The organism is Roseinatronobacter bogoriensis DSM 18756, from assembly GCF_004366635.1.
Lineage (GTDB): Bacteria > Pseudomonadota > Alphaproteobacteria > Rhodobacterales > Rhodobacteraceae > Roseinatronobacter > Roseinatronobacter bogoriensis.
The window spans coordinates 182,140-193,162 of the sequence record NZ_SORN01000006.1; the positions used below are offsets into that span (position 1 = coordinate 182,140).

Sequence of the window (11,023 nt, forward strand, 5' to 3'; positions counted from 1 at the left end):
TCAGAATCGTCCTGATCGAGAGCTACGATCCGTGGATACAGACTGTGACTAGGCATGCAATCCTCTTGCGACTCATGAAACTGATGCGGCGGACGGGCGCCGGCAGCCTTTAACGCGACTGCATGCATTACCAACCCTCATGACATGAGAAGCGTTGCATCCATATCTTCATTATTTTTTTGAGTAAGTGGGACGCATGCGCGCCATCACGGCTTCACGCCGCCAGTGCTTGGGCCCCATAGGGTGAAAAAGGGGGTTCCAGACAATACCGATGACCCTGCGGGCAAATCACACCGCGACATAGGGTTCCAACCAGATCAAAGCTGGTCGACTCGTATTCGCGTCAAACGAAGACATTATGGTGAGCCCGACAGGATTCGAACCTGTGACCCACTGATTAAAAGTCAGTTGCTCTACCAACTGAGCTACGGGCCCACTCATGCCGCGCTACTTAGAAAAGCACTGGGGTGGGGTCAAGGGTAAATCGGTCGTGTTCGGCACTATTCCTGAAACCTTGTGCAATTCATCACTGGTCACAACGAAAGTCGGCCCTTATATCGCGCTCATGTCTGAAACAGTATCCCCCCTGCCCTTCACCAAAATGCACGGTGCCGGCAATGACTTCGTCATCATCGACTCGCGCGCGCAGGCGGGCGGGGTGATGACCCCTGCACTGGCGCGGGCCATTGGTGACAGGCATCGTGGTGTCGGGTTTGATCAGCTGGCAGAATTGCGCGCCTCTAACCTGGCCGATCTGGACCTTGATTTCTGGAATGCCGATGGCAGCCGCGCCGGGGCTTGCGGAAACGCGACACGCTGCGTTGCCGCCAAGGTCATGGCACAGCTGGGGCGCGATAGCCTGCGCCTGCGCACCGCGCGCGGTATCTTGCTGGCCGAACGCCGGGATGGGCAGGTCTGGGTCAATATGGGCGCCCCGATCCTGAACTGGCGCAAGGTTCCGCTGGCGCGGGATGTCGATCTTGACGCCCTGCCCCTGCTGAGCGCACCTGCCGCCGTGGGAATGGGCAACCCCCATTGCATTCATTTCGTAGAAGATGCCGACAACGCGCCCGTTGCAACGCGTGGCCCCGAGGTTGAACACGACCCCCTGTTCCCAGAGGCCACGAATGTTGAATTCGCATCGCGCATTGCGCCCGATCATCTGCGCCTGCGGGTTTGGGAACGTGGCACAGGGATAACCCTTGCCTGTGGTTCTGGCGCCTGCGCGACGGCGGTGGCCGCGCATCGGCGCGGGCTGACCGGGCCGCGCGTCAGGATCACCGCCGATGGCGGCCAACTGGACGTGGATTGGCGCGACGATGGTGTCTGGCTGACAGGCCCTGTCGCCCATGTGTTTGACGGCGTATTCTCGCCCGGTTTTCTGGCGCTTGCGACATGACCAGCGGCCCACATTTCACCACATTGGGCTGCCGCCTGAATGCTTACGAAACCGAGGCCATGAAAACACTGGCCGAGGGGGCGGGACTGCGTGATGCGCTGGTCATCAATACCTGCGCTGTCACCGCCGAGGCCGTGCGCAAGGCCCGTCAGGAAATCCGGCGTCTGCGCCGCGAGAACCCGGCCGCGCCCATCATTGTGACCGGGTGCGCCGCCCAGACCGAGCCTGAAACCTTCGCTGCCATGCCCGAAGTCACACGCGTCATCGGCAACAGCGAGAAAATGAAGCCAGAGACTTGGGCGAATATGGTGCCGGACCTGATCGGCACGACAGAACGGGTTCAGGTTGATGACATCATGTCTGTGCGCGAGACAGCCAGCCACCTGATCGACGGATTCGGCACGCGCGCGCGCGCCTATGTGCAGGTGCAAAATGGCTGCGATCACCGCTGCACCTTTTGCATTATTCCCTACGGGCGCGGCAATTCCCGGTCGGTACCTGCTGGGGTTATCGTCGAACAGATCACCCGACTGGCAGCGAATGGATTTAACGAGGTGGTGTTGACAGGCGTTGACCTGACCTCCTGGGGGGCGGACCTGCCCGGCCAACCGCGTCTGGGCGATCTGGTGCGCCGTATCCTGCGGCTGACCGATGTCCCGCGACTGCGCATTTCTTCGATTGATTCAATCGAAGCCGATGACGCCTTGATGGAGGCCATTGCAACAGAGCCACGCCTGATGCCGCATTTGCATCTGTCGTTGCAGGCAGGCGATGACATGATCCTGAAACGGATGAAGCGCCGCCACTTGCGCGACGATGCTATCCGGTTCTGTCAGCAGGCCCGCGCCTTGCGTCCTGATATGGTTTTCGGCGCAGATATTATCGCAGGCTTTCCGACCGAAACGGACGCAATGTTCGAAAACTCGCTGAAACTGGTGGACGATTGCGGCCTGACCTTTCTGCATGTCTTTCCGTTCAGCGCCCGCCAAGGCACACCTGCCGCGCGCATGCCCCAACTGGACGGCAAGAAAGTCCGCGACCGTGCGGCGCGTCTGCGTGCAGCGGGGGAGCGCGCGCTTGAGCGTCATCTGTCGGCTCAACAGGGCAAGCACCATGCTGTTCTGATCGAATCGCCACATCTGGGACGGACAGAGCAATTCGCCGAGGTCCGCTTCAGCACCCCGCAACCCGTGGGTGAAATCCTGCAAGTCTGTATCAGCGGTCAGGAAAACGGGCAGTTGTCGGCGTGAGTCGTCGCAGCGGTGACGAGCTGAAAAAGCGTTTCACACCCCGATTGAACTTCAAGGCCCAGCCCTGACGCTTGCGGCAGCGTTTACTTTGCCGTCGCGAACAACTTGTCTGTCAGTTTGTATCCGCGCTTTGTCGCGCGGTTTACAGTGTCATCCGCAAGCAGGACCGCATCCCGCAGATTTGCGAACCAAAGGCTGACATGGCGCCCGCGCGTACCCACGCGCCCCCATTCACGGATGACTGTATATTCGCCAAACAGATTATAGCTGACCTCTACACGGTAAAAATGCGCAAGGGCATTCCTGGCACCGGAGGGTGTGCGATGACAGACAAGGGTCAACATAGGCGCAATCCTGAACGCAAACTTCTTGGCAACGATGTTAGACCAGCGCGCCGCCTCAACCAATGCATAATTGTCGATGACATGAATTTACCGGATTGCGTCTTAGCGGCGTTCCCGCATATCGCACAGCCAGGCAGCGCAACAGAAAAGGAACCACCATTTCATGAGTACCCGATCAGCAAACCCTGACTATGTAATTGCCCCCCCGGCACAAGTTAGCCTGCCAATTCACGGAAGCGACAAACGCTTTCCGGTCCATCGTGTTTACTGCATCGGGCGCAATTATGCCGCACATGCTGTCGAGATGGGCCATGACCCGAACAAAGAGCCGCCCTTCTTCTTCCAGAAAAATCCCGACAACCTTCTGACCGGGACAGATATATTCCCCTACCCGGCCCGCACGTCAGATGTGCATTTTGAGGTTGAGATGGTTGTCGCCCTTTGTGGCGGGGGGCGCGATATCGCGGTGGATAAGGCAGAGGCGCTAATCTGGGGCTACGGGGTCGGGCTGGACATGACGCGGCGGGATTTGCAGGGTGAAGCGAAGAAGATGGGGCGGCCTTGGGAAGTGGGCAAGGCGTTCGAGCATTCCGCGCCATGCAGCGCGCTTGTCCCTGCCACAGAGATCACGCCCCCAACGTCCGGCGCAATCTGGCTGAAGGTGAATGGCGAGATACGCCAACACGGCGATCTGAATCAGATGATCTGGAAGACCCCTGAAATGATCGCCATTCTGTCGCAGTATTTTGAGCTTCAGGCCGGCGATATAATCATGACGGGCACGCCTTCGGGTGTTGGCCCAGTGCAAAAGGGCGACGTGATGGAGGCCCATGTCGACGGGGTCGGAGATCTGAAAATTGCGGTTGGTTGACCTTCCACGCAGGTGGCGGGCTGAACTGCCGCCTGCAATGCCACGATGCCGGTTGCAGACAACTGGAACCCTGCGGCATTAACCGATGTGAACAGCGGCTGAGCGGTTCATCATTCCCGCTCGTTCAAGCATGGCCTCATGCAAACCCGCGAGTACTTTGGAACGGGAAGAGACCTGACGTTGAACAAGGCCGACACAGCGCGTGATTTTTCCGTTTGCGAATGGCTGACTGTGCAAGGAGCCGGGGCGCAGGTTATAGATTGCAATGCGCGGGACCAGCGCCACCCCTAACCCCGCTTGAACCATTCCAACGACAGCGGGCATGGTATTTGTAACGCTGATTTCGCGAGGCGTGATTGCAAGCCGCGACAGTTCGGTTGCGATCTGGCGAGCAAGCGGCACGCTGGTTGCGTAGCGAATGAAGGGCAGGTCGCGTAACAACAATATATCTGACTTCCCTGCATTCCCCGGCGGCGCAATAATATCCAGAGGCTCAGTCAAGATCGGGCTCCAGACAAGGCCCGCGGGGACCCCCACATGTTCTGCGACCAGAGCGGCATCCAGCCTGCCCGCTGCGACATTGGAAACCAGCACTTCTGACATGCCAACATGCATATCATAGGACAATTCGGGGAATTTCTGGCGCATCGTGACAAGCGCTTCAGGCACAAGATGCGTTGAAACCGTACGGATTGCCCCAAAATTAAGCACCCCAGCAGTGCGCCCGCCAGAAATTATCATCCTTGTTTCGGCCATCGTCTGCACAATATCGCGGGCGGCGCGCACGAATTCCTCGCCCTTGGCATTCAATTGCAAGGGCCGCTTCTGGCGGTCGAATAAAGCGACACCAAGCTCCCCCTCAAGGGATTGAATTTGCTGGCTTACCGCTGATGGTGTCAGATTGACGACGCCAGCCGCAGAAGCAAGGCTGCCGGTATCTGCAACTGCGATGACAGTTTGAAGTTGCCGAAGGTCCATGCCGCTTAATAAAGCAAAGCTTCATCAAAACATCAAACAAAATCGCTTCCTAAGCGTTTTCTTTCTTTGTAGCGAGTGGGGGACACCCGCCCATAGGGCAGAAGCGCAACCAAGGAGAGACGCATGACATACTATTCAAGGATTATTGCTGGTGCCGGACTGGCAGTAGCCATGACGGTACAACCTGTTCTGGCGCAGGACTATCCGACTCGTCCTGTCGAGTTCATCGTCCCTTGGGCGCCAGGCGGTGGCAGCGACATCCTGATGCGAATCGTCGCCAATAATATCGGGCAGTATCTGGGCGCAGAGATGCCAGTCATCAACATCGGTGGCGTCGGTGGCACTGTAGGTCTGGCCGAAGCGGCCAGCCGCGCGGCCGATGGCTACACCATCAGCCAGATTCATGAAGGGCTACTGACTGCGACCGCCGTAGGCATGACCGACCTTGCCTGGGACGATTTTGAACCCATCGCCCTGATGACAGCATCCCCTCAATACCTTGTCGCCGCGACGGATCAGCCATTCGATACATTCGAGGGCATGGTTGAATATGCGCAGGCCAACCCGAACGCTCTGACCATTGGCGTGACCTTGGGCGGCGTTCCGCATCTGCATGCTGCCATGATCGCCGAAGCCTTTGACATCGAATGGCGCTATGTCGGCTATGAAGGCACAGGCGAGCGGATCCGCGCCGTGGTTGGCGGCAATCTTGATGTTGCGATCGGCGACATCTCTTCTTCACTGCAATTCGCAGAGAATGGCGACCTGATCTTCCTTGCGTCTGGCACGGAAGAGCGCGTTGCGCAGACCCCGGATGTGCCGACCTTCGCTGAACTGGGCGCAGATCTGGACCTTCTGATCACGCGCGGCATCGTTATGCCAAAGGGCGCACCGGAAGAAGCGCAGGCCACATTAGAGGCCGCCCTCGAGCAGTTGTCGCAGGATGAAACTTTCATTCAGCAGATCAACAATTCCGGGGCTGATGTGCTGTTCCGTGGCCGCGAGGATTACTTCGCCTATCTCGACACTCTGAGCGCAACGGTCGAGCGCTTGTCAGAGGTCATCGCACCTTGAGCGAAGATCGCGATCAGATGCTGACGCAACAGGCGGGCGAAATTGCCCGCTTGTTGTCCTACGTCGCCCTACTGGCCGTTTCGGTCAGCATGTTTCTTGAAGCGCGAACAATCCCTACGTCGCGCTTCGAGGCCCTTGGCGCAGGCGCTTTTCCAATGTTGGTGCATGCGCTGCTAAGCCTGCTGCTGATCAGTGCAATCATCGGCGCTGTCCGCCGCATTCCGACCGAAGCTTACCCGCGCTTTGCGTCGCAGGTCGTGCAATGGGTGCAGGCACGGCGCCTTGTCCTGCTGATGTTCCTGTGTCTGCTGGTTTACGTGACCGCGATGCCCATGATCGGCTATCCGATTGCAACGCTTGTCTTTTTGCTGATCCTTCTGGTGACATTGTCGCCCAAAACAAAATCGGCAGTGGCGCTGAGCGTGGTTCTGGCGCTGGTCTTTTCATACGGGCTGAACTGGCTTTTCGCCGAAATGTTCAACGTCTTCTTACCTAGAGGGAGATAACACCCATGGATGCGTTTCTTCTCGGCGCCTCCGAGGTGCTGTCCTTCTCGACACTCATCATGATGTTCTTTGGCGCAATCGCCGGGATCGTCGCAGCCGCCATTCCCGGTTTTACCGTCACGATGGCAATTGTGCTGACATTGCCGCTGACATTTGCCCTGCCCCCGTTGCAGGGGGTATCGGTCATGCTGTCAGTCTATGTGGGGGGCTATACAGGTGGCCTGATTTCCGCTGCCCTGCTGGGCATTCCCGGCACACCTTCGGCCCTTGCCACGACCTTTGACGCCTATCCGATGGCCCGCAAGGGTGAACCGGGGCGCGCGCTGTCGCTTGGGGTCTGGGCGTCTTTTTTCGGCACACTTATCTCGACGGCGGTGCTTATTGTGGCGGCGCCCCCTTTGGCAGTTTTCGCTGTAAAGCTGGGGCCGTGGGAATATTTCAGCCTGATCGTCTTTGCGCTGACCATTGTTGCCAGCCTTGTGGGCCATTCGCTGCAACGCGGCCTGATCTCGGCGCTGATCGGCCTTGCGATTGCCACCATCGGGACCGACCCGATGATGGGGCGGCCAAGGTTTGACATGGGCTTCGACGCGCTGCGCGCAGGCCTTCCATTTCTTGTTGTGCTGATCGGGATCTACGCAATCTCGCAACTAGCATCCGAGGTTGAAGACCCGAAATCCATCAAGACAGGCGAAAAGCTGGTCAAAGGTGAGATCAGGTTCAACAACCTGTCCGTCATGCGCGAGGTGCTGATGCGACCGATCAACCTGATCCGGTCGTCAATGATCGGCGTTGCAATCGGGGCGCTACCGGGTGCAGGCGGGTCCATCGCCAATCTGATCGCCTATGATCAGGCCAAGCGCGCCTCCAAAACGCCGGAAGATTTCGGCACAGGCACCCCCGAGGGCGTCATCGCGTCGGAATCGGGCAACTCGGCCACTGCCGGGGGCGGGCTCATCCCCATGATTTCGCTGGGCATTCCCGGTTCTGCGGTTGACGCGATCTTGCTGGCTGCACTTATGGTGCATGGCATCTCTATCGGGCCGCGGCTGATCATGGACAACCCTGATCTGGTCTATGGCATGTTCATCGCAATGGCAGTGTCCAGCCTGATGATGCTGCTGGTCTGCGTTGTGTCGATGCGCGCTTTCCTGCGCGTTGCCGAAGTGCCGAAATGGGTGATCGTGCCTACTGTGCTTGTATGCTGCATCGTCGGAACTTTTGCCCTGAACAACCGGGTCAGCGACCTGTCCCTGCTGATTGCGATTGGCATTTTCGGCTATGCGATGAAAGCGCTGGATTATCCGCTGGCACCGCTGGTGCTGGCCGTCATCCTTGGCCCGATCGCGGAAACCAATCTGCGCCGCGCGCTGATGACAAATAACGACTGGTCGCTGTTCCTGACCCGTCCCGTCAGCCTGATCTTTCTTGTCGCGGCGCTGCTCTCAATCGCTTGGGCCATTCGTGGCTTCATAAAAAACAAACCTTCAACACCACAGACCAAGGACCATAACTGATGCCTCTTCGCCACGATGCGCTTTATCCGTCCCGCCGCTCTCCGGTGCTTGCCGAGAATGTCGCGGCCACCTCGCACCCCTTGGCCACGCAGGCAGCCTTGTCGATGATGGCACGCGGCGGCAATGCGATAGATGCAGCGATTGCCGCCGCAGCCACGCTGACGGTGGTTGAGCCCACCGGAAACGGACTGGGCAGCGATGCGTTCTGTATTCTGTGGGATGGCAAGGAACTGCACGGGCTGAACGCCTCTGGCATGTCGCCGGAAGCATGGACACCGGGCCGTTTCCAAGGGCAGACAGAAATCCCGTTTCGCGGCTGGGGCAGTGTAACAGTGCCCGGTGCCGTCAGCGCTTGGGCGGAATTGAGCCATCGCTTCGGAAAACTGGACCTGCCAACCGTGCTTGCACCCGCGATCAGCTATGCCGAAGATGGATTTGTCGTGTCCCCCGTTATCGGCGCACTGTGGCAACGCGGGGCAGAGGTGCTGTCCGATCAGGCCGGCTTTGCCGAGATGTTCATGCCAGGCGGTCGCGCGCCAAAGGCCGGAGAGCGGTTCCGCAGTGCCGATCTGGCACGGTCACTTCAACGCATCGCAGAATCGGGGGGGCGGGATTTCTACGAAGGCACGCTTGCCGACAAGATCGTTGCCCATGCGCGTGAGAATGGCGCAGTACTGAACGCAACCGATCTTGCCACCCATCGCCCCGAATGGTGCGGCACGCTTTCAACCGACTTCAAGGATGTGTCCTTGCATGAAATCCCGCCCAATGGCCAAGGGATTGCGGCGCTGATGGCGCTGGGGATGCTTGAACACCTGGACCTTGAAGGGCTTGAAGCAGATGACACCCTTGCCCTGCACCTTCAGATCGAGGCAATCAAGCTTGCCTTTGCAGACCTGCACAGCTTTGTCGCCGATCAGCGCTATATGACAGAGGTGACACCACAGGATCTGATTAACCCCGACTATCTGAAAACCCGCGCCCAACTCATCTCGCGCGACAAGGCGCAGGTGCACGGGCCCGGCGCACCCAAACATGGGGGCACTGTCTATCTGACCACGGCGGATTCGTCGGGGATGATGGTCTCATTCATCCAGTCGAATTATTCCGGCTTCGGCTCTGGCGTGGTTGTGCCCGGCACCGGGATCAGCCTGCAAAACCGTGGCGCGGGCTTCACTCTGGAACCCGGCCACCCGAACGAGGTGGGGCCGCGCAAGCGCCCGTTCCAGACGATTATCCCCGGCTTTCTGATGCAGGGCGGCCGCCCCAAAATGAGCTTTGGCGTCATGGGCGGCCCCATGCAGGCACAGGGTCATTTGCAGATGGCAATGCGCACGCAGCTTTGGGGCCAGGACGTGCAAACTGCCGCTGATGCGCCGCGCTGGCGGGTCATCGAGGGCAACAAGGTCGCTTGTGAAGCCACCCTGCCCGAGGCCACCCGCGCCCGCCTTGCTGAAATGGGACACGAAATCTCCGTTGAACAGCCAGACAGCGCCTTTGGCTTTGGTGGCGCGCAACTGATCGAAAGGCTGGAATGCGGTGGTTATGCAGCCGGGTCCGATCCGCGCAAGGACGGGCAGGCAGGCGGATTCTAATCCGCTCAACGCGCGACACATATCAATCAAAGCTCTCTCTGCCCGGTTACACTTTACCATCAGAGAGAGAGCTTCATGTCGCAAATATGACAGTATGGCGCTTTCAGGTGTTGACCTCTACGCCAGAAGAGCGGAACCACCTGTCAGCGCATCTGTGCTGATACGGCATACACCTGATAAACGGAAAGAACGCAAAGATAATGGACCTGCTGTCACCTGAACTGTTGAGCATTGCTGTAACCTTGCTGATTGCCGGCGCTTTGACAGGTATGCTGGCGGGCATGTTTGGCGTTGGGGGCGGCGCGCTGATCGTGCCGGTTCTGTACGAAGTGTTCGGGGTGCTGGATGTGCCCGATGAAACCCGGATGCCGCTGGCTGTCGGGACATCACTGGCAATTATCATTCCCACCTCGATCCGATCCTGGCTCAGCCATCGCGCGCGCGGCGCCGTAGATGCCGCTTTGCTGCGTGCTTGGGCGGTCCCCATTGTTCTGGGCGTTCTTGTCGGCGCCACAATCGCGCGCTTCGCCCCCGCTTTGGTTTTCCAGCTGGTGTTTGTCGTGGTCGCAGGCGTCAACGCCGTCAAGCTGATTTCCGGAACCACACGCTGGGACATCGCTACCGACTTACCCAAAGGCGCGCTTTTGCGGGCCTATGGCTGGGTGATCGGGCTGCTCTCTTCCCTGATGGGCATCGGCGGCGGTCAGATTGCGAATATCATCATGACCACCCACGGCCGCCCAATCCACCAGTCGGTGGCCACATCGGCTGGGATAGGGGTGCTGATCTCCATCCCCGGGGCGATTGGCTATATGATTGCAGGCTGGGGGCAACCGGGCCTTCCGGTCGATGCAGTAGGCTTCGTGTCCCTGATTGGTTTCCTCCTGTTCGTGCCGACAACATTGCTGACCGCCGGGCTAGGGGTTCGTCTGGCCCACAGCCTGTCAAGCCGCGCATTACAGCTTGCCTTCGGTCTGTTCCTGATGGTTGTCTGCCTGAGGTTCATCTATGCAATTGTGGTGGGCTGATGGCCTGCGGCCCGGCACTTGCCGAGCCGCAGGCGCGGAAAGGTAACCACAGATGATGATTGGCGCTCTCAACCGACTCTGTTGATGTGCGATATCCAAGCAGACCATCCCTCATAGAATATTCAAAATATTGATGAACGCTGCGCCTCAGCGCCTCTCCGTGCATAGCTTCACGCTGATGCTCGGAGTCCTACTTTTTCAAATCTCCATATCCCCAACTGTTGCAAACGCACAGTCGCTAGAGCTGGACCTCTCTGGAATCGAAGCACCAGGAAATCCCAAGTTCATCAGCAAAATCGATAAGTGTTTGAAATAATTTAGGCCGAGTGGCCGAAAATGTTACAACACGGGCGCGGTCAGCTGGGTTTTGGCAGGTTGAGTGTTTGGAAGAGGTCCAGTTGCTCCGGTGTGGTTTTGCTTATTCCGTGGAAGCTGCGGCTTCCGGCATATGCCGTGTGTTT

General features: G+C 58.7%; 10 protein-coding genes and 1 tRNA gene. 8 read left to right on the forward strand and 3 right to left on the reverse strand.

The annotated features are described in order from the left end of the window. Window positions 1-359: 359 nt before the first annotated feature. A tRNA-Lys gene (locus EV660_RS13720) sits at window positions 360-435 on the reverse strand. A gap of 130 nt (window positions 436-565) precedes the next feature. Between EV660_RS13720 and dapF the strand changes: the two genes are divergently transcribed. Further along, a complete protein-coding gene (dapF, locus tag EV660_RS13725; protein ID WP_071479074.1) occupies window positions 566-1,399 on the forward strand; it encodes a diaminopimelate epimerase in 834 nt (277 codons plus the stop codon). Beyond that, entirely contained in the window at window positions 1,396-2,649 is a 1,254-nt protein-coding gene (gene mtaB, locus EV660_RS13730; protein ID WP_071478919.1) for a tRNA (N(6)-L-threonylcarbamoyladenosine(37)-C(2))-methylthiotransferase MtaB, read from the forward strand. Before dapF ends, mtaB begins: the two co-directional genes overlap by 4 nt. An 83-nt stretch (window positions 2,650-2,732) precedes the next feature. Here the strand turns inward: mtaB and EV660_RS13735 are convergent, their stop codons facing one another. Further along, window positions 2,733-2,993: a WGR domain-containing protein gene (locus tag EV660_RS13735; RefSeq protein WP_071479073.1), complete on the reverse strand. Its 261-nt coding sequence runs from the start codon at window positions 2,991-2,993 to the stop codon at window positions 2,733-2,735. Between the two features lie 163 nt (window positions 2,994-3,156). Between EV660_RS13735 and EV660_RS13740 the strand changes: the two genes are divergently transcribed. After that, window positions 3,157-3,864, forward strand: coding sequence for a fumarylacetoacetate hydrolase family protein (locus EV660_RS13740; RefSeq protein WP_071478918.1), 708 nt, complete (start codon window positions 3,157-3,159; stop codon window positions 3,862-3,864). A 78-nt stretch (window positions 3,865-3,942) separates the two neighbouring features. On the opposite strand, the gene EV660_RS13745 is transcribed toward EV660_RS13740, so the two are convergent. After that, window positions 3,943-4,842 (reverse strand): LysR substrate-binding domain-containing protein, encoded by a 900-nt coding sequence (locus EV660_RS13745; protein WP_071478917.1) that lies wholly within the window; start codon window positions 4,840-4,842, stop codon window positions 3,943-3,945. Between the two features lie 123 nt (window positions 4,843-4,965). On the opposite strand from EV660_RS13745, the gene EV660_RS13750 reads away from it, so the two are divergent. From EV660_RS13750 to EV660_RS13770, 5 genes are all read left to right on the forward strand, one after another. After that, on the forward strand, window positions 4,966-5,916 hold the full coding sequence (locus EV660_RS13750) for a Bug family tripartite tricarboxylate transporter substrate binding protein (protein ID WP_071478916.1): 951 nt from the start codon (window positions 4,966-4,968) through the stop codon (window positions 5,914-5,916). Next, window positions 5,913-6,422 (forward strand): tripartite tricarboxylate transporter TctB family protein, encoded by a 510-nt coding sequence (locus tag EV660_RS13755; RefSeq protein ID WP_232727372.1) that lies wholly within the window; start codon window positions 5,913-5,915, stop codon window positions 6,420-6,422. Before EV660_RS13750 ends, EV660_RS13755 begins: the two co-directional genes overlap by 4 nt. Before the next feature lie 5 nt (window positions 6,423-6,427). After that, window positions 6,428-7,939 carry a tripartite tricarboxylate transporter permease gene (locus EV660_RS13760; protein WP_071478915.1) on the forward strand — a complete coding sequence of 504 codons (1,512 nt, stop codon included), beginning with the start codon at window positions 6,428-6,430 and terminating at the stop codon, window positions 7,937-7,939. Next, window positions 7,939-9,534 carry a gamma-glutamyltransferase family protein gene (locus EV660_RS13765; protein WP_071478914.1) on the forward strand — a complete coding sequence of 532 codons (1,596 nt, stop codon included), beginning with the start codon at window positions 7,939-7,941 and terminating at the stop codon, window positions 9,532-9,534. Before EV660_RS13760 ends, EV660_RS13765 begins: the two co-directional genes overlap by 1 nt. A 200-nt stretch (window positions 9,535-9,734) precedes the next feature. Continuing rightward, window positions 9,735-10,562 carry a sulfite exporter TauE/SafE family protein gene (locus EV660_RS13770; RefSeq protein ID WP_071478913.1) on the forward strand — a complete coding sequence of 276 codons (828 nt, stop codon included), beginning with the start codon at window positions 9,735-9,737 and terminating at the stop codon, window positions 10,560-10,562. Window positions 10,563-11,023 lie beyond the last annotated feature (461 nt).

What these genes read in the sequence shown, in the direction of transcription:
- EV660_RS13740 (WP_071478918.1), top strand. Translation starts at nt 3,157, where the DNA reads ATGAGTACCCGATCAGCAAACCCTGACTATGTAATTGCCCCCCCGGCA.
- EV660_RS13735 (WP_071479073.1), bottom strand. Translation starts at nt 2,993, where the DNA reads ATGTTGACCCTTGTCTGTCATCGCACACCCTCCGGTGCCAGGAATGCC.
- EV660_RS13745 (WP_071478917.1), bottom strand. Translation starts at nt 4,842, where the DNA reads ATGGACCTTCGGCAACTTCAAACTGTCATCGCAGTTGCAGATACCGGC.
- EV660_RS13760 (WP_071478915.1), top strand. Translation starts at nt 6,428, where the DNA reads ATGGATGCGTTTCTTCTCGGCGCCTCCGAGGTGCTGTCCTTCTCGACA.
- EV660_RS13750 (WP_071478916.1), top strand. Translation starts at nt 4,966, where the DNA reads ATGACATACTATTCAAGGATTATTGCTGGTGCCGGACTGGCAGTAGCC.
- mtaB (WP_071478919.1), top strand. Translation starts at nt 1,396, where the DNA reads ATGACCAGCGGCCCACATTTCACCACATTGGGCTGCCGCCTGAATGCT.
- EV660_RS13765 (WP_071478914.1), top strand. Translation starts at nt 7,939, where the DNA reads ATGCCTCTTCGCCACGATGCGCTTTATCCGTCCCGCCGCTCTCCGGTG.
- EV660_RS13770 (WP_071478913.1), top strand. Translation starts at nt 9,735, where the DNA reads ATGGACCTGCTGTCACCTGAACTGTTGAGCATTGCTGTAACCTTGCTG.
- dapF (WP_071479074.1), top strand. Translation starts at nt 566, where the DNA reads ATGTCTGAAACAGTATCCCCCCTGCCCTTCACCAAAATGCACGGTGCC.